Annotated in this window: 14 protein-coding genes; 2 read left to right on the top strand and 12 right to left on the bottom strand. The window is 71.2% G+C overall.

Going from position 1 to position 21,997, the window contains the following annotated elements; genetic code table 11:
• Window positions 1-115 precede the first annotated feature (115 nt).
• A complete protein-coding gene (locus WMF45_RS09195) occupies window positions 116-2,197 on the top strand; it encodes an FAD-dependent oxidoreductase (RefSeq protein ID WP_437716562.1) in 2,082 nt (693 codons plus the stop codon).
• On the opposite strand, the gene WMF45_RS09190 is transcribed toward WMF45_RS09195, so the two are convergent.
• The 7 genes from WMF45_RS09190 to WMF45_RS09160 all read right to left on the bottom strand — a co-directional run bounded on the left by WMF45_RS09190 (window position 2,186) and on the right by WMF45_RS09160 (window position 11,299).
• Window positions 2,186-2,920, bottom strand: a complete 735-nt coding sequence (locus WMF45_RS09190; RefSeq protein WP_272101325.1) for an ABC transporter ATP-binding protein — start codon at window positions 2,918-2,920, stop codon at window positions 2,186-2,188. The two genes, WMF45_RS09195 and WMF45_RS09190, sit on opposite strands and share 12 nt — an antisense overlap.
• Window positions 2,921-2,927: 7 nt before the next feature.
• Window positions 2,928-5,090, bottom strand: coding sequence for an FtsX-like permease family protein (locus WMF45_RS09185; protein ID WP_437716561.1), 2,163 nt, complete (start codon window positions 5,088-5,090; stop codon window positions 2,928-2,930).
• Window positions 5,087-6,808 carry a lysine--tRNA ligase gene (lysS, locus tag WMF45_RS09180; RefSeq protein ID WP_437716560.1) on the bottom strand — a complete coding sequence of 574 codons (1,722 nt, stop codon included), beginning with the start codon at window positions 6,806-6,808 and terminating at the stop codon, window positions 5,087-5,089. The genes WMF45_RS09185 and lysS overlap by 4 nt, the downstream gene beginning before the upstream one ends.
• Window positions 6,805-7,948, bottom strand: a protein-coding gene (gene prfB, locus WMF45_RS09175; protein ID WP_437716559.1) for a peptide chain release factor 2 whose coding sequence is annotated in 2 segments (ribosomal slippage) — window positions 6,805-7,878 and window positions 7,880-7,948 — 1,143 coding nt in all. Because the reading frame shifts where the segments join, the coding sequence is not laid out codon by codon here. Before prfB ends, lysS begins: the two co-directional genes overlap by 4 nt.
• Window positions 7,949-8,210: 262 nt before the next feature.
• Window positions 8,211-8,684 (bottom strand): hypothetical protein, encoded by a 474-nt coding sequence (locus WMF45_RS09170; protein WP_437716558.1) that lies wholly within the window; start codon window positions 8,682-8,684, stop codon window positions 8,211-8,213.
• Window positions 8,685-8,951: 267 nt separating this feature from the next.
• Window positions 8,952-9,479, bottom strand: coding sequence for a hypothetical protein (locus WMF45_RS09165; protein ID WP_437716557.1), 528 nt, complete (start codon window positions 9,477-9,479; stop codon window positions 8,952-8,954).
• A 107-nt stretch (window positions 9,480-9,586) separates the two neighbouring features.
• On the bottom strand, window positions 9,587-11,299 hold the full coding sequence (locus WMF45_RS09160; protein WP_437716556.1) for a DUF885 domain-containing protein: 1,713 nt from the start codon (window positions 11,297-11,299) through the stop codon (window positions 9,587-9,589).
• Between the two features lie 115 nt (window positions 11,300-11,414).
• Between WMF45_RS09160 and WMF45_RS09155 the strand changes: the two genes are divergently transcribed.
• The gene (locus tag WMF45_RS09155) at window positions 11,415-12,569 is read left to right on the top strand and encodes a S1C family serine protease (RefSeq protein ID WP_437716555.1); all 1,155 of its coding nucleotides are present in this window, start codon (window positions 11,415-11,417) and stop codon (window positions 12,567-12,569) included.
• Window positions 12,570-12,638: 69 nt separating this feature from the next.
• On the opposite strand, the gene WMF45_RS09150 is transcribed toward WMF45_RS09155, so the two are convergent.
• The 5 genes from WMF45_RS09150 to hemA form a co-directional block, all read right to left on the bottom strand.
• Window positions 12,639-15,866 carry an efflux RND transporter permease subunit gene (locus tag WMF45_RS09150; RefSeq protein ID WP_437716554.1) on the bottom strand — a complete coding sequence of 1,076 codons (3,228 nt, stop codon included), beginning with the start codon at window positions 15,864-15,866 and terminating at the stop codon, window positions 12,639-12,641.
• A gap of 44 nt (window positions 15,867-15,910) precedes the next feature.
• Entirely contained in the window at window positions 15,911-17,092 is a 1,182-nt protein-coding gene (locus WMF45_RS09145; RefSeq protein WP_437716553.1) for an efflux RND transporter periplasmic adaptor subunit, read from the bottom strand.
• Window positions 17,093-17,648: 556 nt separating this feature from the next.
• Window positions 17,649-19,247 carry a glycoside hydrolase family 57 protein gene (locus WMF45_RS09140; RefSeq protein WP_437716552.1) on the bottom strand — a complete coding sequence of 533 codons (1,599 nt, stop codon included), beginning with the start codon at window positions 19,245-19,247 and terminating at the stop codon, window positions 17,649-17,651.
• Between the two features lie 258 nt (window positions 19,248-19,505).
• Window positions 19,506-20,411: a hydroxymethylbilane synthase gene (gene hemC, locus WMF45_RS09135; RefSeq protein WP_437716551.1), complete on the bottom strand. Its 906-nt coding sequence runs from the start codon at window positions 20,409-20,411 to the stop codon at window positions 19,506-19,508.
• Entirely contained in the window at window positions 20,408-21,997 is a 1,590-nt protein-coding gene (gene hemA / locus WMF45_RS09130) for a glutamyl-tRNA reductase (RefSeq protein ID WP_437716550.1), read from the bottom strand. The genes hemC and hemA overlap by 4 nt, the downstream gene beginning before the upstream one ends.

The following is a 21,997-nucleotide window of genomic DNA, read 5'->3' as shown; positions in this document are numbered from 1 at the left end:
CCCGCCTGCGCGGCACGTCCAGCACGCGCGAGAGCAGCGGCTCAGCCCGCCTTGCATCATGACGATTCTGTTGCTACAGAATTAACAGAAGTTTTCACGAGCGGTTCGGAGGACCATGACCCTTGGATTGGACCTCGATTTCGGGCGCTTGCCCGCGCTGGAGCGGAGGGAACGCTGGCCCGGGACACCGAGGGAGGATGCCGGCGCGGAGCGGGCCCCCGAGACAAACGGCGGCGCGGAGCCCAGGCTCTCTGGGCGGGAGATGCGTATCGCCGCCGCGCTCGCCGAGGCGGCGATGCCACCCGGCCGCTTCCTCGACGGCGCGGGCGCCGCGACCGCAAGCCGACTCGCGGCCTGGCTCGGCTCGATCCCGCCGCACCTGGCGCAGGGGGTGCGCGCGGCGCTGTGGGCGATAGAGCTCGCTCCCCTTCCGTTCCGGCTCAGGCCGCTGTCGGCGCTGCCGCTCGAGGAGCGGATGGAGGTGCTCCGCGGCTTGGAGCAGAGCCGGGCGCGGACGCTGCGCTCGCTGCTCCGCGCCGCGCTCACGCCGCTCAGGTTCGTCCATTACGACCGGCCCGAGATGTTCAAGCACGTCGGCTGCCGTTACGAGCTGCCCACGGTGCGCGACGAGGCGCCGCGCTGGCTCGCGCAGGTGACGGACGGGCGCGAGGTCGAGGAGGACCTGGAGCTCGAGTGCGAGGTCCTCGTGATCGGCACCGGCGCCGGCGGAGCGGCCGCGGCCTACGAGCTCGCGTCGCGCGGACACGCGGTGCTCATGCTCGAGGAGGGCGACTTCCACCGCCGCTCGAGCTTCACCGGACGGCCCGCGCGCGCCTACCGGGAGATGTACCGCGACCACGGGCTCGACATGACGCTCGGCAACGTGAATATCCCGGTGTTCGCGGGGCGCGCCGTCGGAGGGAGCACCGTGATCAACTCCGGTACTTGCTACCGGGCTCCGGAGAGCACCTTCGCGTCGTGGCGAGACGGCATGGGGCTCCCTGCGGAGTTCTCGTCCGGCGGGCTCGCTCCTTATTACGAGCGCGTCGAGCGCATGCTCCAGGTCGCCCCCGCCGATCCGCTTCACCTCGGGGCGATCGGGCCGATCGTCCGGCGCGGGGCGGAGCGGCTCGGGCTGCGGCACGGGCCGCTCCAGCGCAACGCGCCGGACTGCGATGGGCAGGGGATCTGCTGCTTCGGCTGCCCCACGGGGGCCAAGCGCTCGACCGACGTGAGCTATGTGCCCGAGGCGCTGAAGCGGGGCGCGCAGCTCATCACGGCGGCGCGGGTCAGGACGATCGACATCGTGGCGGGCCGCGCGCGGGGGGCGACTGCGGTGCTCGGCGGCGACACGAGGGCCGGAGGCAACGACGACCGCGCGGCGAGCGGCGCAAGGCGGCAGCCTCGGCTCGTGGTCAGGGCGGAGGCCGTCGTCGTGGCCGGCGGCGCGCTGATGACACCGCTGCTCCTGCGCCGGAGCGGAGCGTGCCTGTCGAGCGGCGCGCTGGGAAAGAACCTCTCGATCCACCCGGCGTCGAAGGTGATGGCGCTCTTCGATGAGCGGATCGATCAGTGGCAAGGCATCCCGCAGGGCTACCAGATCGACCACTTCGCCGATGAAGGGCTGATGTTCGAGGGAGGCTCGCTCCCGTTCGACGTCGCCGCGCTGGCTGTGCCCTGGACGGGACACCGCTACACGGAGCTGATGGAGCGGTATCCGCACCTCGCGACGTTCGGGTTCATGATCAAGGACACGAGCCGCGGCGAGGTGAGGCCCGGGATCGGCGGCACGCCGCTCGTGCTCTACACGATGAACGGGGCGGACCTCGCGAAGATGAAGCGCGGGGTCGAGCTGCTCTGCGAGGTGTTCCTGGCCGCGGGGGCGCGGCGCGTCCTGCCGCTCGTCGCCGGCTGCGACGAGGTGAACGGCCCCGCGGACCTGGAGCGGCTCAAGGCGCGGCAGATCAAGGCCGGGGACCTCGACGTGGCCGCGTTCCACCCGCTCGGGACGTGCCGTATCGGGGTGGATCCGCGGTCATCGTGCCTCGGGCCGGACCACCAGGCGCACGACGTCGCCGGGCTCTACGTGTGCGATGGAAGCGCGATCCCGTCGTCGCTCGGCGTGAACCCGCAGATGACCATCATGGCCATGTCGCTGCGCGCGGCCGAGCTCCTGAGCGAGCGGCTATCCGGCTGAGCCGTCGCGGTACCCGAGGGCCGCGGCGCGCTCGCTGCCGATGCGATCGCTCTCGATCGTCCCGTCGCGCATGGTCACCACGCGCGGCATCGACTCGGCGAAGCTGAGGTTGTGCGTCACCACCACGATCGTGGTGCCGTGCTTGCGGTTCATCTCGAAGAACAGCTGGTGGATCGAGTCGCTCGTCGCGGTGTCGAGGTTCCCGGTCGGCTCGTCGGCGAGGAGGAGCTTCGGTGAGAGGACGAGCGCCCGCGCCAGGGCCACGCGCTGCTGCTCGCCGCCCGACAGCTCCCCCGGCCGGTGCGTCGCGCGCGCCGCGAGCCCGACCTCGGCGAGCAGCGAGCGCGCGAGCGGCTCCATCTCGCGGCGGGTCTTCCCCTGGATGAGGCCCGGCATCATCACGTTCTCGACCGCGTTGAACTCGGGCAGCAGGTGGTGGAACTGGAAGACGAAGCCGATCGTCCGGTTCCGGATCGCCGCGAGCCGCGAGCCCGGCAGGCCGGTGAGCTCGTCGTTGCCGAGGCGGATGCGGCCGCTCGTGGGGAGGTCCAGCGTGCCGATGCAGTGGAGGAACGTGCTCTTGCCGGCGCCGGAGGGGCCCACGAACGCCACGACCTCGCCCTGGTTGATGACGATGTCGATGCCGCAGAGCACGTGGAGCTCGCGGCCCATGTGAACGAACGTCTTGCGGAGGTCTTCGACGACGACGAGCGGAGTGGACATGGAGTGATTACTCGTAACGGAGCCCGTCGACCGGAGAGAGCCTCGAGGCGGCGCGGGCCGGGTAGATGGTGGCGATGGTGCAGATGAGCAGCGACGCGACCGCGACCATCGCGTAGTCGGAGAGGTTCACGTTCACGGGCAACCGGTCGATGTAATAGACGTCCGGATCGAGCCGGACACCGAACCAGTACAGGCCCGTGCAGACCGCGAGCGCCGTGCCGACACCGTAGATCGTGCCGATGGCGCCGATGATCACGCCCTCGATCATGAACACGCGCATCACCGCGTTGTCCGAGGCGCCCAGCGCCTTCAGGACGGCGATCTCCTTGCCCTTCTCGGTCACCATGAGGAGCAGCGTGCAGACGATGCAGAAGCTCGCGACCGCGATGGCGATGGACAGGATGATGAACGTCGCGATCTTCTCCAGCTTGAGCGCGCTGAAGAGGTTCTTGTTCATCTCCATCCAGTCGCGGACGCGGAGCTGCGGCGGCGGCTTTCCTCCCTCCGGCGCCTCGTCGAGCGCGGCGCTCGCGGCGACGGCCGCCTCCACGGCCGGGCGGACCTCCTGCACCCGCTCGGGATCCGGGACCCGGATGTCGATGTGGGTGATCTTGTCGTCGAGGCTGAAGAACTTCTGCGCCTCTTCCATCAAGACGTACGCGTGCGTGACGTCGTACTCGTACATGCCGCTATAAAAGATCGCCGCGACGCGGAACTTGCGGGAGCGCGGCATCACGCCGGTGGGGCCGAGCTCGCCCATCGGCGACAGGAGGGTCACCTCGTCCCCGACGAGCACGTGGAGCGACTTTGCGAGCTCGCGGCCGATGATGACGCCCGGGTACAGGCGCGTCTGCAGCTTCAGGTAATCGCGCACCGACGGGTCGACGTCCGTGGGCTGGCGGAAGTCCGGCCCCTTGAAGTACGGCTCCCCGCCAGGACCTCGACCGATGATCTCCTCGGGAGGCAGGCTCGTCAGCTTCTCGGGCTCGCGCAGGTAGTCGAAGCTGCCGACCTCGATGTTCTTGGCGAGGTCGATGACCTGCCCGATGGTGTCCGGATCGATGCCGCGGACGAGCGCGCCCGCGGTGTTCGAGGCGCTCGATCCCATCGCCTCGCCGGCCGCCACCGGGGTCGCGGCGCCTCCGTAGGGCGCGAGCGCGACGCGCACCTGGGTGAGCTTGTCGTCCCAGTTGCCGAAGCCGCCAGGGCGGGAGGCGTCGACGACCATGTGCGCGTTGTTGCCGAGGATCTTGCGCTTCAGGTCGGCGCCGAAGCCGCCCATGATGCTCGTCACCGAGCACAGGGCGCACGAGCTGACGGCGACGCCGGCCATCGACAGGACCGAGATGACCGTGAGAAAGCCGCTCTTCGAGGCGCGCACGTGGCGCGCGGCCACGTGGGGCACGAAGCTCCGGCGCTCGAGCGCGTCGAGGGCGAGCGGCAGGAGCGCCGACAGCACGAAGAACAGGAAGACGACGCTCGAGACGAGCGCGGTGAAGCGGATGATCTGATCCGTCGAATTGAACGACGCGCCCTTCCCGACGGGCATCCTGGCCGTGAGCGTCGCGGTGACGCCGAAGGCCACGCCCACGAGCGCGCCCCACCACCAGCCGAGCGCGCGATAGAGCCCCTTGCGGACGGGGCGGCTCCCGGCGACCAGATAGCCCGCGCCCGCGCCGAACAGGATGCCTCCAAGGATCCACCTGAAGGTCGGCTGGATGGGCAGGACCGCGACCCAGAGGACGACGATCGCGAGCGCGGCGAGCAGCGACGTCGCGCCGAGCACGCGGAGCCCCACGCGGGCCTTGGACCCCCACCTGCCGGAGAGCCACCGGCCGTTGTCCGCGGCCGTCCTGGCCCGGAACAGCCGAAGGGCACCCCCCACGACCAGCGCGGCGACGAGCTGGGCGATCAGCTGGGTATTGCTCGCGAAGAAGGCGCCGATGGGCGCGAGGCCCTTCGCGCGCCCGCTGGACCCGATGAGCGTGAGCGCGAGCAGGCTGGCGCCCGTGAGAGCGACCACGACCCCGGCGCGCACGACGCCGGGGCGCCGCGGCTCCAGCTCGCCCTTCTTGTCGAAGCGGGTGGTGCCCCGCCAGGCGAGCAGGACGATGCCCAGAGCGACGGCGGCGAGGAGCGCGGCCTGCAACGACCTGGAGAGCTCGATCACGCGTCGGTCTCGGGACGGAGAAGCGGGAACAGGATGACGTCGCGGATGGAGGTCGCGCCGGTGAGGAGCATCGTCAGGCGGTCGACCCCCATGCCGAAGCCCGCCGTCGGCGGGAGGCCGTGCTCCAGGGCGCGGACGTAGTCGGCGTCGTAATCCATCGTCTCCTCCTCGCCCCGGGACTTCTTCTCGACCTGCGCGCGGAAGCGCGCGTCCTGGTCCTCGGGGTCGTTGAGCTCGCTGAAGGCGTTGCAGAGCTCGCGGCCGTCGATGAAGAGCTCGAAGCGATCGACCAGCGAGGGATCGCTGTCCTTCTTGCGCGCGAGCGGGGAGACCTCGAAGGGATAGTCGATGATGAAGACAGGGACGCTCTTGTCGCCCGCCTCCGTGCGGTAGTCCCTCGTGAGGAACGGCTCGACGACGTACTCGTAGGCGCAGAAGACGAGCTCACCCGGCGACTCGCACTTCTTCGCGCCCGCGCGGAAGTTCGTCCAGTCGATCTCGCGCCCGCTCGCCTTCGCCGCCTTCGCCCACTCCTTGATCGGGGCGTCGTCCGCGGCGACGCGCTGCGGGACGTCGGCCGGCAGGCCCGACTTCGCCAGGGCGCGGGCGATCCCCTCGGCCATGGGGACGCGCTCGAAGCGCTCGAGCGAGTACGTGCGCTGCGCGGCCCAGGCCGCGTGCTCGGCCGGGAGCCGCTCGGCGAGGCGGGCGTCGACGTGGCGGAGCATCGCCTCGGTGGCGTCCATCAGCGTCTCGTACGTCGCGTACGCCTGGTAGTACTCGAGCATCGTGAACTCGGGGTTGTGCCGCGTCGACAGCCCCTCGTTCCGGTAGCAGCGCGCGATCTCGTAGACGCGCTCGAAGCCGCCGACCACGAGCCGCTTCAGGAAGAGCTCCGGCGCGATGCGCATGAAGAGCTCGAGATCGAGCGCGTTGTGGTGGGTCTTGAACGGCTTCGCGGCCGCGCCGCCGACGAGCGTGTGCATCGTCGGGGTCTCGACCTCGAGGAAGCCGCGCGCGTCGAGGAACTCGCGCAGCGCGGCGACGATCGCGGAGCGGGCGCGGAAGACCCCCGCGACGTGCGGGTTGGCCACGAGATCGACGTACCGCATGCGGTAGCGCGACTCGACGTCCTTGAAGCTCGTCTTGGTCGGCAGCGGGCGGTAGGCCTTCGTGAGCAGCCGGAGGCGCCCTGCGCGGATCGAGAGCTCGCCCTTCTGCGTCGCCATCGCGACGCCGTGGGCCTCCACGAAGTCGCCGAGATCGATGTCCTCCAGCCGCTCGAAATCGGCGAGGCCCCCCTGCTCGCAGTAGAGCTGGAGCTCGCCGGTGCGGTCGCGCAGCCGGACGAAGGTGACGCCGCCGAACGAGCGCACGAAGAGGACCCGGCCCGCGACGCGGAACGGGACCGGCTCGACGCGCGCCGGATCGTAGCGATCCGCCGCGGCAGAGGCGGATCGCTCGGGCGCCGCGCCCTCGGGCCTCGGCTCGACCGCGGCCCGCGCCCCGTCGAAGCGGGCGCGGACGGCCGCGAGCTCGACGAGCGGCTCGCCCTCCGTGACGTCGTTGGCGAACGGGTTGTCACCGCGGGCGCGGAGGCGGGCCGCCTTCGCCTTGCGGGTGGCGATCAGCGTCTCCTCGGCGCGCGCGGCCTCGGCGGCCTCCTTCACGAGCCGCTCGGTCTTCTTGTCGTTCGGTCTGTCTTTTTGCTGGCTCACGGAGCGTCGTCCTCCGCGACGGAGCCGCCCTTCCTGAGCGAACCGCCGGCCGCGGCGAGCAAGTAGGCCTCGATGAAGCCCTCGAGATCGCCGTCGAGGACGGCGTCCACGTCGGTGGCCTCGGTGGAGGTGCGCACGTCCTTGACGAGCCGGTAGGGCGCGAGGACGTAGTTCCTGATCTGGCTGCCGAAGTTGATGGCGCTCTTCGCGGCGTTGTAGGCCTGGACCTCCGCATCCCGCTTCTGGAGCTCCATCTCGTACAGCTTCGCCTTGAGGACCTTCATCGCCATCGCGCGGTTCTGGTGCTGGCTGCGCTCGGCGCGGCACACGATGTTGAGTCCAGTCGGGAGGTGCCGCAGGCGAACGGCGGTCTCGACCTTGTTCACGTTCTGCCCGCCCTTGCCGCCGGCGCGCATCGTCGTGATCTCGATGTCCTTCTCGTTGACCTGGATGTTGATCTCGTCGTCGCTGTCCGGGGTGACCTCGACGGCGGCGAACGCGGTCTGGCGCGTGTGATCGGCGTTGAACGGGCTCATCCGGACGAGGCGGTGGACCCCGGCCTCGGAGCGCAGATAGCCGTAGGCGGCGTCGCCGCTCACCGTGAGGGTGACGGCGTCGATGCCGGCCTCGTCGCCGTCCTGGTAGTCGATGATCTCCGTCTTGTACCCGCGGCGCTCGCAGAAGCGCAGGTACATGCGGAGGAGCATGGACGCCCAGTCCTTCGCGTCGGTGCCGCCGGCGCCAGGGTGGATGCTGACGATCGCGTTGCCGCGGTCGGCGGGGCCGGACAGCATGCGATCGAGCTCGACCTTGCGCAGGCGCCCGGCGATGGCGTCGGCCTGCGCGTCGGCGTCGGCGATGACGCTCTCGTCGCCCTCGGCAGCGCCGAGCTCGAGGTACTCCGCGAGATCCTCGATCTCGCGGCCGAGCCGCTGCGCCACCTCGAGCTTCGACTCGACCTGGGCGCGCTTGCGGAGGACGGCTTGGGCCTTTTCCTGATCGTTCCAGAACCCCGGCGACAGCGTCGTCTGGGTCAGATCCTGGAGCATCCGTTCGAGCTTGGGGACGTCAAAGATGCCCCCTTAGCGCCTCAAAGCGCCGTTTGATGTCGAGGACTTTCTCGCGGGTCTCGGAGAGCATGGCCGGGGATCTATTCGATCTGGGCGGCGATCGCCAGGAGAGACGCAGGCGAGACCGCCGCGCGCGGGCGGACCGAGGCGGCTCCGCGTCGGGTCCACGTCCGGCGCGCCGGCGACGCGCTCTCCGACGCGGCGCGCGGGCGGGAGGGGGTGCGGCAGATGACCCCGCGCCGCGGATTCCTTGGCCGTCGACCGCGTCACGAGAGCCGGGCCCCCCGAGGCCGCGCGCGCTCCGAGCTTCCCGTCCAGCAGGACAAGGCGCCTCAACCAGGAGTCGGCGCGGGGACGGATTCCCGGACGGCGCGGCCGATCCTGGACCACAACCGCTGAGCGCTCCGCGCTCGCCTTGGGCTCCGCAGGGCATCCTTGATGGCCCGGATGGAGACCGCGGGAGGCGGCGCCTCGCTGCTCAGCGCGGCGTCGAGGTAGCGACCCAGGAACTCCGTCAAGGCGACGGCGGTGACCGCATTGGAGAAGAGACCGGCGACCGGGACGAGGCCGAGCGTGAAGTTGGCGAAGAGCCTTACGCCCGCTCCACCCCAGATGATCTTGCTCACCTGCAGCCACGGAGCCCTGCGGAGCGGCACGCCCCGGCGCCGGGTCAGCGACACGGAGAAGGAGTAATGAATGGGAACCACGATCAGCTCATCTGCGCCGGGAATGGGCTGAGTGACGAAGCTGATCACTGCAGCGATGGCAGAATACTTGTTGGTCATCCGGCGGATCGTCGGTTCCATGGGTCGTATATACGGCCTGGAGCCTGCCGCCGGGAGGCCGAGACAAGCATGTTGACGAGGGCGCGGCGCGCGCAGTCGAGGGCGGATCACGGTCGGCCTGGACGAAGCAGGGGAGTCTCCGCGCTCGTCGGTGTCCTGGGGGCCCTGGAGATCTTTGCAGGACAGAGAGAGGGAGATCTCCAAAGCACGCTGGAGCGCCCCGCGGATTGGACCCCGGCATGGGAAAGACCAGTTCCCGCGCTCCGCGTCCCTCGCGAGGCGCCGGCGCTACGGATCGAGCCCTTCCCTGCACGCGACCCGGAGCTCACCGAGCGCGGCGACGAGCGCGCCGCGCTCGCCCTGCCACGCGGGCGACGGGTCCTCGGCGTCACGCCGGCGGAGGTGCTCGCGGGCCTCGTCCCAGAGCGGACGCGGCGGCACGAGCGGCGGCACCCGCGCGCGCACGTCGTCTGCCAGGCGCAGCACGCGCTCGACGCGGGCCAGCGCCTCGCCGAGCGGCACCTCGCCCGCCTTGCAGCGCCGGAGCAGGCCGCACTCGTAGCTGCTGCACACGGAGAAGCGCATCTCGTAGACGGTGCACTTCCGGTCGAGATGGCAGGGGCACGGCAGGCTGAAGGCGTCGTGGTACCGATTGCAGGCGAGCGGCAAGCGCAACTTCTCCGCCCGCGGGAGCTCGTGCTCCTCGAGCGGCGCGACGTCGAAGAGCAGCCCCGTGCAGCAGAGGCCGCACGCGGTGCAGAGGTCCGAGCCGTCCGGCCGCGCCTCGGGGGCTTCATTCGCTGGGGGAGCGCTCACCCGCGTCGATTGGCACGCGCACGGCCGCGCGTCGAGGCGCGAAGCGGGCGGGCGGCGCGCGCGTGTCCGACGAGCGGGTGCCAGACGCGCGCGTGTCTGACGCGCGATCAGTGCGCGGCGTCGTCGAGCACGATCTCGCGCAGGTGATCGAGCCCGACGGACCCGGAGCCGATCACCCTGGCGTGAAACGCCTTCAGATCGAAGGCCTCGCCGTGGCGGCGCCGCAGCGCGTCGCGCAGCTCCAGGACGACGCGCTCGCCGACCTTGTAGGAGATCGCCTGCCCCGGCCAGCCCAGATAGCGCGTCGCCTCGCTGTGCGCGTGATCCAGCGGGAGAAAGGCCCGGCGCTGGAGGTACTCGACGGCGATCTCGTAGCGCCAGGGCTCGCCGGCGTGGAGCGGCGCGTCCCGGGGGATCGGCAGCTCCAGGTGCATGCCGATGTCGAGGACGACGCGGTAAGCGCGCGTCAGCTTGCCCGCGAGCATCCCGAGCACGTAATCGGGGCGCTCGAAATAACCGAGCTCGTACATGAGCTGCTCGGCGTAGAGGGCCCACCCCTCGGCGTGGCCGGAGTTCGTCACCAGGAAGCGGTGGAGCCGGCTCAGCCGGTCATCGAGGTGCACCTGGAGCGCGCACTGCAGGTGATGGCCAGGAAAGCCCTCGTGGTACGCCGTGGTGATCTCCTCGTAGAGCGGGAACGCCTGCTTCGTGCCGGGCGCATACCAGACGGTGCCGGGCCGCTTGAAGCCGTCGCTCGGTGGCACGTAGTAGGCGCCGAGCGCGCCGCCCGGCGGAGCGAGCTTCACCTCGATGTGACGGATGGGCGCCGGGATGTCGAAATGGACGCCGTCGAGATCGGCGAGCGCCTTTCGCTGGCGCTCGGACATGATGCGGAGGAACTCGTCTGCGCCCTGCGCGCACCGGGCGGGGTCGGTCATGAGCAGATCGATCACCTCGGACAGCGACGCGCCGGGGAGGATCTCGCCGGCGAGGCGCGCCATCTGGGCCTCGATGGCGTGCACCTCGGACCACCCCCAGGCGTAGGTCTCGATCGGGTCGATGCTCGCGCCGAGGAAGCGGCGCGAGAGGCGCAGGTAGCGCTCCTCTCCCACGGCGTCCGCGGCGCGCGCGCTCGGCAGGTACGTCTGCTCCAGGTAGCCGGCGAGCGCACCGAACGCGGCGCGCGCCCGCTCGACCCCGTCCGCGATGCGCGCGCGGCCTGCGCCCGCGCCGCGACCTGACGCCTCGTGAGCGGCCGGCAGCGTGAGGAAGAACGACGCGTCGCCCGCCTGGTAGCGCGCCTGCTCGATCACGGCGAACACCTGGCGACGCGCGACGACCTGGCCCGTCCGGCGCCCCTCCTCGAGCGAAGCGCGGTAGCTGTCGCACGCGCGCGGCAGGCCTTCCAGGCGCGACGCGATGGCCTCCCAGCCGGCGGCGCTGTGGACATCCATGAGGTCGAAGACCATCCGGAGGTGCTGGAACGCCGACTCGATGTTGTTGAGATCGCGCAGGTGCTCGCCGTGACGGAAATCGTCGAGCCGCTCATCCAGGTGATCCGCCATGACACGGCGTGCGAGGCGACCCCACCGCGCCTCCGCTCCTGGGCGCGGCGGCGGCAGCGAGCGGAGCCGCTCCTGGAAGGACGCGACCGTGGTAGCCCAGGACGCGGCGCCGCTCGGGCTCCAGTCGTTCCAGGCGCCTTCGTCGCAGGGGATGCCCGCGAGGGTGGCATGGGCAGGACAGCGGGCAGCGAAGGCTTCGACGAACTCGTCGCTGAGGGCGAAGATCGGATCGCGCGCGTCGTGGTCTTGGCTCACCGCGACAGCATATGCGGCCACGACCGGATTTTCTCCGGGCGCGCGAGACGATCCGTCGGGTCTTCGTTACGCTTGCTGGAGGGAGGTCGCTCACGCGGCGGCCTCGGGGAGCGACATGAACCACCGCAGCCTGCCAGGCGAGCTCCATGACGACGACCGGCCCTCCTGCGCCGCTCCTCCATCGCGCCCCCGACCCCCGCAGCGGCGCGCCTGGCCGCGCGTCTCGGCGCTCGTCGCCGCGGCGGCGATCGCGGCGCTCGGCTGCACCGCGAGCTCGGCGAGCCAGCCGGCGATCTCCGCGTCACAGCCCGCGGCGATGACGCCGGCGCAGATCGCGGCGCGCGCCATGCCGGCGGTCGTCACGATCCGCGGCGACGGCTCGCTCGGGGCGGGCTTCCTCGTCCGCGAGGACGGCTGGATCGCGACGAATTTCCACGTCGTCGCCGGGATGCCGGACCTCAAGGTCGTCCTCTCGGATCAGAGCGAGCACCCGGTGCTCGAGGTGCTCGCGTTCGACGAGGCTCGAGATCTGGCGATCGTCCGGATCCACGCGCCTCGGAGGCTCCCGCTGCTCTCCCTCGGCAACAGCGGCGCGGTCCGCCCGGGCGATCCGGTCGTCGCGATCGGCCATCCGCTCGGCCTCGCGGACACCGTGTCGAACGGCCTCGTGAGCGCGGTCCGCGTCGTGGATCCGGAGCTGACGCTGCTGCAGATCTCCGCGCCGATCGCGCCAGGCTCCTCGGGCGGCCCGCTGTTCAACGATCACGGCGAGGTGATCGGCGTCGCCGCGGCGGTCTCGACGCAGGGGCAGAACCTCAACTTCGGCGTGCCCGCCGACTACCTCAAGCGGCTGCTCGTGCGCCCCGATCCCGTCCCGCTCTCGACGTTCGCGGCCGAGACGGCCGACGAAGAGCAAGGGCTGCCGGCGGTCAAGCGATCGGTGCCTCACCACGCGCTCGCGATCCTCCGCGGCTGCACCGAGGGTGACCTGCTCGTGCTGGCGCGCACGATGGACGGCGCGATCCAGGTCGGCTCGCCCCTCTACAACCAGGGGGATTTCGCGTCCTGCTATCACGTCTACGCGGGCGCCTCGCTCGACATGGAGCGCCGGCTCGGCCCCGCGTGCAGGGGCCCGAAGAACGCGCTCGTCGAGGGGCGGCGCAAGGCGGCTGGCCTCGACGACGAGGCCGCCCAGGCCTGGGCGATGCGCGACGCGTTCGACGGGCTGCTCGAGGTGATCCTGCGCAAGGTCCACGGCGAAGCGCAGTGAGCGCCTCGCCGCGGTAGCAAGGGGGCCGGGCGCGGCGCGCCGCGGCCCCGGAGCGCTGCCAGTGTGCTGCTAGTCGAGCTGCGCCGACGCCGGCCGGCCCGCGTCGTGCGCGACGGCGGCGCGCGCCGCGGCGCCGCGGTGCCCCGCCGCGACGACCCCATCCCCCGCCGGAGCGACGCCGCCCTCCCCCGCCCCGCGCGGATCGCCCTGGTCGTCGTTGCCCCGCATGAAGGGCAGGATCCGCTTGAGCCACGACGATACGTCGTCGAACAGCGAGTAGGCGACCGGGGTCGCGAGCAGCGTCAGGAGGAGCGCCAGCGTCTGCCCGCCGATGATCACGAAGCCGGTCGCGCGGTTCGTGCCCGAGCCCGCGCCGCTCGAGACGACGAGCGGGATCATGCCGGCGACGAACGCGAGCGTGGTCATCAGGATCGGCCGGAGCCTGTCGCGGTTCGCCTCCAGGATGGCCTGCGCACGCGGCAAGCCGTGCTCGCGCAGCTTGATCGTGTGATCGATCTGGAGGATCGAGTTCTTCTTCACGACGCCGAACAGCACGACGATGCCGAGCAGCGAGAAGATGTTGAGCGACTGCCGGAAGATGATGACCGCGATGAACGCGAACGGCACCGTCAGCGGCAGCGACAGGAGGATCGTGATCGGGTGCAGCCACGACTCGAACTGCGCCGCGAGCACGAGGTACATGAAGACCAGCGACAGGAGGAGGGCGACGAGGAAGCTCTTCATCATCTTGATGAGCTCCTTCGACGCGCCGACGGGGCCAGCGGAGTAGCCGGACGCGAGGTTCATCTCCGCGGCGGCCTTGTCGAGCTCCTGGATGACCGTCTGCTGCGAGTAGCCCGCCTCGAGGTTGGCGGTCAGCATGACCTGCCGCTGCCGGTTGTACCGCTCGATGCGTGACGGGCCTGTCCCCTCGGCGAACGAGACCACGTTGTCGAGCGTCACGGCGCCGAGCTTGGTCGACGGCACCGTGATCTTCGCGAGGCCTTCCTTGTCGGAGCGGAAGCTCGACAGCGCGCGCGCGCGCACCTCGTACTGCTCCCCGCCTTCGTTGTAGGTCGACACCTTGTACCCGCCGACCAGGAGCCGCAGGGTGCTGGCCACGTCGCCGACCTGAACGCCGAGATCGGCGGCCTTCTTGCGGTCGATGACCACGCGGATCTCCGGCTTGCCGACGAGCAGCGAGGTGTCCGGATCGACGACGCCCGGGATCGCCTTGAGCTTCTTCAGCAGCGCGTCGGAGTAGACGCCGATCTTCTGGAGGTCGGGGCCCTGCACCTGATAGGCGATCTGGGTGCTCTGACCGCCGGAGAAGGCGGGCACGACGCCGATGTTCGCCCGGAGCTTCTCCGCCTCGAACTGCGGCGTGAGCTCGCGGCGAGCGCGATCGATGAGGTCCTGCTGCGACAGCGCGCGCTGATCCGCCGGCTTGAGCTTCACGTAGATGGTGGCGAGGTTCGGCGTCTTCTGCGGATCGTCGCCGATCGTCGTCAGCGTGTAGAGCACGCCGGGGAGCTTCTCGATGTCCGACGCGATCCGCGTGGCGATGACGCGCGTCCCGTCGAGGCTCACGCCCTCGGGCGCGCGCATGCTGACCTGGAACTGCGACTCGTCCTCGACCGGGAGGAAGTTGAACTTGGCCATCTTCCCCAGCACCGGGATCGAGAAGAGCGCCAGGAGCGAGGCGAGCACGATCACCCAGCGGTGCGCCATCGACCAGCGGAGGATCGCCATGTAGCCGCGCTCGATCGGCCCGTAGAAGCGCGACTCCTTGGAGCTGCCGGCGTCGTGCTTCTCCGGCTTCTTCAGCCATCGCGCGGACAGCATGGGCGTCAGCGTGAAGCTCACGATCAGCGAGACGAGGATCGAGAACGCCATGGTGAGGCCGAACGAGTTCAGGAAGCGGCCGACGATGCCGCTCATGAACGCAACCGGGAGGAACACGGCGATCAGCGAGAGCGTCGTCGCGAGCACCGCGGGGCCGATCTCCTTCGTGCCCTGGAGCGCCGCCTCCCACGGGCTCGCGCCCTTCTCCTCGATCCAGCGGTAGCAGTTCTCGAGGACGACGATCGCGTCGTCGATCACGATGCCGACCGCCAGCGTCAGCGCGAGGAGCGTGATCCCGTTGAGCGTGAAGCCCGCCACCTTCATCAGGGCGAACGTGGAGATGATGCTCGTCGGGATGGCGATCGCCGAGATGAGCGTGCTGCGGGCGTTCGCGAGGAAGAGCGCGACGATGATCGCGGCGAGCACCGCGCCGAGCACGAGGTGCTCCTTGACCGCATGGACCGAGTTCTTGATGAACTCCGACTGATCGCGGGCGACGGCGATGCTGTACCCCTCGGGGAGGCGCTTCTCCACCTCGCTGATCCGCGCCTTCAGCCCGTCGATGACCTCGACGGTGTTCGTCCCGCTCTGCTTGCGGATGCTGAGGAGCACGGCAGGATCGAGGCCGCGGAAGCCGGCGGACTCCGGCTCCGCCATGCCGTCCTGGACCTCCGCGACGTCGCCGAGCCGGACGGAGTAGCCGTCGCGGTTCGCGAGGACGATGTCCGCCATCTGCTGGACCGACTGCACGCGGCCGCGCGTCCGCAGGGTGAGCGCCCTGCCCCCCTGCTCGATCCGGCCGGCCGGGATCTCGACGTTCTGGCTCGCCAGCGCCTGGGCCACCACGCCGCCGGTCAGGGAGTACTTCTCGAGCTTCTCCGGATCGATCCAGATGTTGATCTGCCGGCTCCGGCCGCCGATGAGCAGCACCTGTCCGACGCCGGCGAGCGACTCCAGCTCGCGCCGGAGCGTCTTGTCGGCGAACTCCGTCACCGAGCGGACGTCCGCCTTCGGCGATGAGACGGCGAGCGTGAGGATCGGCGCGGCGTCCGGATCCAGCTTGCCGACCACCGGCGGCTCGATCCCTTCCGGCAGATCCGCGAGGATGCCTTCGACCTTGTCGCGCACCTCCTGCGCGGCGACGTCGACGTCCTTCTCGAGCTGGAAGGAGATCATGACCTGGCTGAGCCCCTCGACCGAGGCCGAGCGCAGCTCGTCGATGCCGCTGATCGTGTTGACCGCCGACTCGATCTTGTCGGAGAGCTCCGTCTCGACCTCCTCGGGCGCTGCGCCGGGGAGGACGGTCGTCACGACGATGAACGGGAACTCGACCTTGGGAAACCGGTCCACGCCGAGGCCGAAGTAGGAGAACGCCCCGAGCACCGTCAGGAGCAGGACGATCACCGAGGCGAAAACCGGCCTACGGATGCAGATTGCCGCGAGCCATTGCATGGTCGCTACCTTTCTTCAGTAATGAGGCGCGCGGTGCGCTCGGCTCACTGCGCCGCCGCGACCTCGATGCCGTCCGCCAGCTCGCTCACCTTGTCGATCGCGACCTCATCCCCCTCGGCGAGCGGACCGACGACCTCGACGAGGCCTTCGATCTTGCGGCCGGGCTTGACGAGCCGCTCCGTCACGCGATCGCCCGACTTCACGAACACGCGCGCGCTCGTCCCGGAGGTGCCGACCGCCGACTCGGGGACGAGGATCGCCGTTCTTGACTCGCCGGTCAGCGTCAGCTGCCCCTGCGCGAAGAGGCCGGGGCGGAGCTTGCCCTCGGTGTTGTCGAACTCGGCCTCCACGGGCAGGGTGCGCGACGAGGCCTTCAGGCTCGCGCCGATCCGCTTCACGACGCCCGGGAACAGGCGATCGGGGAAGGCGGCGACCGAGACGCTGACCGGCTTGCCCACCTCGATGTGCGCGATGTCCGCCTCGGGCACGTCGATGCGCAGCCGCAGCGGGTTGTCGCGGACCACGACCGCCACGACGCGGCCCGGGCTGGCGTACTCGCCGACGCTGATCCGCTTCTCGGCGATCGCGCCGTCGAAGGGCGCCCGCACCGTCGTGTCGGACACCGCCTTCGAGGCGAGCCCCGCCTGCGCCTGCGCGGACGTGAGCGCCGCGACGGTCGCGCGGATGCCGTTGACCGCGGCGTCGTACTGCGCGGTCGCGTTCTGGGCCTGCGTGCGCGCCGCGTCCCAGGTCGACTGGGGGACGGCCCCCTGGTCGTAGAGCTGCTTCACGCGCTCGGCCTCGGACTTCGCGAGCTCCATGCTCTGCTTCGCGGCCCGGACCTCCGGCACCTGGTCGGGATCGATGCCCTTCGGCGACGCGCCGTCCTGCAGCGCGAGCTTGGCCCGCGCCTGCGCGACGGCCGCGGACGCGGCCTGTGACTGGAGGGCGACGTTGCGCGCGTCGAGCACGACGAGCGGATCGCCCTTCTTGACCCGGGCGCCCACGTCGACCGCGACGCTCACGACCAGGCCGCCGACCTGCGTCGCCGCCTCGCTCGTCTCGTCGGCGACCAGGGTGCCGCTGATGTCCAGCGTCTGCGCGAGCGGGCGCGCGGTCACCTTCCCGAAGTGCACCGCGGGCTTCTGGCGTGGCGCGGCGGTGTCGCGCGCCGGCGACGGCTGCGCGTCCGCCTCGGGGCGGCGACAGCCGGTCAACGTGGGCACCGCGAGCGCAGCGAGCAGCGCCGCGACGACGGCGGCGCGGGAGTGATTCGATGAGGCGCTACGAGCGCCGAGAGCCCATCGAGCGAAACGGCGCTCGGGTCCGCAAGGAGGATGTGTCATGGGGAGTCCGCCCGGTTCTTTGCCAGCGCCTGCCGGTGCGGTCCAGGAGCAAAGCTGGCGGGCATCACACTAGGGTGCTGACCGGCCGGTCATCAAGGGGGTGTTCCGGACAAGGTCTCCGTCCCTCTCGCACTTCATGCCGCCATGGCCGCGAAAAACGTGCTGGGGGATGTGCACCGGGTCGCGCGGCCGGCGGCGGGCGATGAAAAGGGCCGGTGAATCGCCGGTCACCCTCCCGAAAAGAGGCGCCGAGGGCACCGCCGCGGGGCGCACACGCCCTCCCACGGAGTCGACCACCGCGACGCAGAGGGTAGGCGACCATGTGAAATATCGTCGTAGAATATTTTAACGTAATTTAATCCTCCGCTGCCGGAAATTGATCTGCCCCCCTGGAGCACGGGAGATCCGGAGGCGAGGGGCGCAGGGGAACGCCGGCTCAGCGCCACGGGTCGAAGGCGCCTCGGAGCGCAGGGCCCGAGAGCTCGACGAGGAAAGGGTCGAGCGCGCACAGCGCGTCGAGCCACGCCACGTCCGAGGGCGAAGCCGTGGGTTGCTGGGCCAGGGACGCGAGGCGGCGGGCGCGGATCGCGTGGGCGTGGGCGCGCGCCTCGGCATAGGAAGCCGTCTCCCCGGCCGACATCATGAAGGCCCAGTCGCTCGATTGAAGGAGGAGGAGCTCGCGGATCGCCTGGTCCAGCGCGCGGCCGGACAGGCCGCCCGCGTGGCGGCAACGCGAGAGCGCATCCAGCACGGCGCGCTCGGCGTGGTGCGCGTGGCGCCACAGGAAGGACGCGCTCGGGCCCGTCCAGAAGGCGCCGAACCCGCCTTCGCCCCACGTGGAGGCGGCAGGCTCCACGACCTCGACGGGCGGATGGCGCTCCAGGTACGCGCCGAGCGCGATCGGAGCGGCGCGATCCGAGGCCGCGAGGCCGCGCAGGGCGTGCTCGAGGAACTCGGGCCCTTCGAGCCACCAGTGGCCAAAGAGCTCGGCGTCGTAGGGGGCTACCAGGAGGGGCGGTGCGTTCACGCCGCGGATCGACGCGAGCGCGGCCTCGCGGCGGGCCACGAAGTCCGCGGCGTGCGCGCGCGCCTGCGCGGAGGCGCGGGCCGGGTCGTACGGCGCCTTGTCGGGGCCGGGCCCGGTCACGCGATGGAGCTTGAGGCCGGTCATGAGCCGGACGCCGTCGGGACCGACCTCCCCTTCGAGCTCGCGCTCGGGCAGGTCGAGCCCGACGTCGCGGTAGAACTCGCGGTAAACCGGGTGACCCGGATAGCCGGCGTCGCGCGACCAGACCTCGCGCGCGCTGTCGCGATCGCGCCCGAAGCACGCGAGGCCGGCGGGCGAGAGCACCGGGACGGACGCGCCGGCGGACGCAGGAGGCGCGGCGAGCGTGAGCGCGTGGGCGTCGAGCACGGTGAAGCGGACGCCCGCCGCCGCGAGCTCGGCGTCGAGGCCGGGCGCGTAAGCGCACTCGGGCAGCCAGAGGCCCCGAGGCTCGGGCGCGCCGGTGAAGGCCGCGAAGGCGCGGCGGCCGAGCCGCAGCTGCGCCCGGATCGACGCCGGCGTGGCGAGCAGTCCGGGCAGGTAGGCGTGCGTCGCGGCCGTGGTGAGGAGCTCGACGCGGCCCGCCCCGGCGTGGCGCACCAGGGCGCCCGGGACATCGCCGCCCAGCGCCTCCCAGGAGCTCGCGGCGTCCGCGAGCCGCGCGCGGTAGAACGCGGCGGCCTCGGCGAAGCCGCTCCCGGCGAAGCGGGCCTCGACCCGGGCCGCAAGCGCGGTGAGCCGGCGGAGGTGGTCCTCGAACCGGCGAAGGAGCAGCTCGTCGCGCAGCATCGCGAGGAGCGACGGCGAGACGGAGAGGGTGAGCGGGGCGACGACGCGATCGGCGGCGAGGCGATCGAGGACCCCGAGCAGGGGGAGATAACACTCCCAGAGCGCCTCGAAGAGCCAGCGCTCCTCCAGGGAGCGGACGTGCTCGGGGTGACGCACGTACGGGAGGTGAGCGTGGAGGACGAGGGCGACGTAGCCCGGCATGGAGCGCTGGGCGGCGGGAAACCGCCGGCGGGCTGTCGTCTCGCACGGTCGCGCCCGCGCGGGAAGCGCACCGGTCATGGGCGACACGGCGACGCGCACGCCGCGGGCCGACGGGCTCCGCCTGGAGGCGCCGGCGCGCCGAGCGCCGGCGATCACATCGTCAGGTGACCGTTCATCCCGGCGCGGTACGGAGATCCCTTATCCATTCCATTCTAGAATTGTTCTGGACGTGGCAGCCTTCCAATCGAGTTACACGCCTCAACCCTTCTTGAGCTCCGCCCCGAGGTCCGCTCCGAGGCGCTCGGCTTCGTGCGTGTTTCCGGGCCACGACAGGCGCCTTTCCGCCCTTCGCAACCGGGAGCCGTCGGGCTCGGCGAGGAGCGCCCGAAGCCACAGCGCGTCGCCGTCCCGCACCGCATAGGCGGCCACCGGCGTCCGGCAACTGCCTTCCACCGCGGCCATCACGGCTCGCTCGGCAGAGACGCAGATCGTTGTCTCGGCGTCCGCGAGCGTCCCGAGGACGTCACGCACGCTGTCGTCCGCCGTGCGGCACTCGATGCCGAGCGCGCCCTGTCCGATGGCGGGCAACGACACCTCGGGCGACAGCACCTCCGTGGCGCGGCCTTCGAGGCCGAGCCGCTTCAGTCCGGCGAGCGCCAGCACCACGGCGTCGAACGCTCCGTCGAACACCTTGCGGAGCCGGGTGTCGACGTTGCCGCGGACGGGCTCGATCACGAGATCCGGGCGCGCCTCGCGCAGCGCGACCGCCCGGCGGAGGCTCGAGGTCCCGACCCGGGCGCCCGCCGGCAGCTCTGCGAGCAAGGCGCCGCTCCGGGTGACCAGCGCGTCGCGAGGGTCCTCCCGCGCGGGGATGCAGGCGAGGCACAGCGCCGGGGCGATCTCGGCGGGGACGTCCTTGATCGAGTGGACCGCGAAGTCGGCGCGCCGGTCGAGGAGCGCCTCTTCGAGCTCCTTGATGAACAGCCCTTTGCCGCCGATATCCTGGAGCGAGCGATCCTGCGTCTTGTCGCCCGAGGTCACCACCTCGAGCTCGCGCAGGGAGAGATCGGGCACCGCCGCTTCGAGGGAACGAGCGAAGGCGCGAGACTGGGCGAGGGCGAGCGCCGAGCGGCGCGTGGCGAGGGTGAGCTCCGTGGGCATCACGCTCCCTTTAACCCAGCTGCGCTCACGGCCGCGGCTGGATTCGCGACGGCCATGACGCCCGCCTCGGCGGGGCGCCCGCCGGGCTGCCGCGCGTAAACGCCGTTGTCCTCTGCAGCCTGGACGCGCGGATCGGCGTGCCGGGGCGAGGCGCCGCCTCGAGCGCCGGAGGCGGGAGGCGCCGCCCCGCGGGCGGAGCGAGGCGTGGGAGGCCCGTCCACCGCGCCGCGCAGCTCCCCCTCGGCGAGCGCGGAGGCGGCGGCGTTTTCGGACGGCGCGCCGTCGATGTCGAACAGCTCCCGGAGCGAGTCGACGTGCTCGGCGACGCGGGGATCGCTGGCCATCGCGCGGAGTCGGGTGGTGGGCACGTGGAGCAGCTTGTTCGTGGCGGCGTCGATCATCATCGCGAGGGCCTGGCGCTCGGCCGCGCCGAGGTGCCGGAGCTTGCCAGAGAGGCTGCGCTCGACCTCGGCCGCGAGGATGGAGCGCGTGCGGGCCCGCAAGCCGACGATCGTGGGCGTCAGGGCGCGCTCGAGCGTCCACGCCTCGAAGGCCTGCGCCTCGTCCGCGACGATCGCCTCGGCCCGCGCCGCCTCGGCGGCGCGCCCCTCGACGGACTGCGCCACGATCTGCGAGAGGTCGTCGACATCGTAGAGGTACACGCTGTCGAGCTTGTTGACGGCGGGGTCGATGTCACGCGGGACCGCGATGTCGATGAGAAACAGGCTCCTGCCCTTCCTGGCCTTGCGGGCTCGGCGGACGAGGTCGGGCGTGACCACGTAATTGGGGCTCGAGGTCGACGAGATGACGATGTCGGCGTCGATGACGGAGCGCTCGAGGTCGGCCCAGGGGCGAGGCTCACCGCCGACCTCGCGGGCGAGCGCGGCGGCGCGGTCCGGGCTCCGGTTGACCACGATGAGGCGGGCGCCGGCGCGGACGAGGAGCTTCGAGGCGGCCTCGGCCATGTCGCCGGCGCCGATGAGCAGCGCGGTGTGACCGGCGAGATCGGCGAAGATCTGGCGGGCGAGATCGATGGCGACGCTGGAGACCGAGACCTGCCCGGCGCCTATCGCCGTCTCCGTGCGCACGCGCTTGCCGACCTTGATGGCGCGGTGGGCCGCGCGGCCGAGCCTCGCGCCGAGGGTCTTCGCCCCGCGGGCCACCTCGATGGCCTCCTTCATCTGTCCAAGGATCTGCGGCTCGCCGACGACCATCGAGTCGAGCGACGCGGCGACGCGGAAGAGGTGGAGGACGGCATCGCTGCCGACGCGGCCTGCGAGGTGGCTCCGGACGGCGTCTCCCCCGAGGCCGACGAGGGTCGCGACGGCGGCGCGCAGCGCCTCGTTGTCGCGCGAGAGATCCTCATCGGACGGCGGCGGAGCGCTCCCGGGGCGGGGCGGCGCGGGCGTCTGCTGCCGGGGTGATGCGTAGATCTCGACGCGGTTGCAGGTGGAGAGGACGAGCGCCTCGCCGATGGCAGGGTGGGCCGTGAGGCGCGCGAGCACCTCGGGTAGCCGATCCCGCCCGATCGCGAGCCGCTCGCGCACCTCGATGGGCGCGGTCTTGTGGGAGAGCCCGACGAAGATCAC

The organism is Sorangium sp. So ce448 (assembly GCF_051520915.1).
GTDB lineage: Bacteria > Myxococcota_A > Polyangia > Polyangiales > Polyangiaceae > Sorangium > Sorangium cellulosum_B.
The sequence above is the reverse complement of the archived record's forward strand: the minus strand, read 5'-3'. Positions and strand labels throughout refer to the sequence as shown.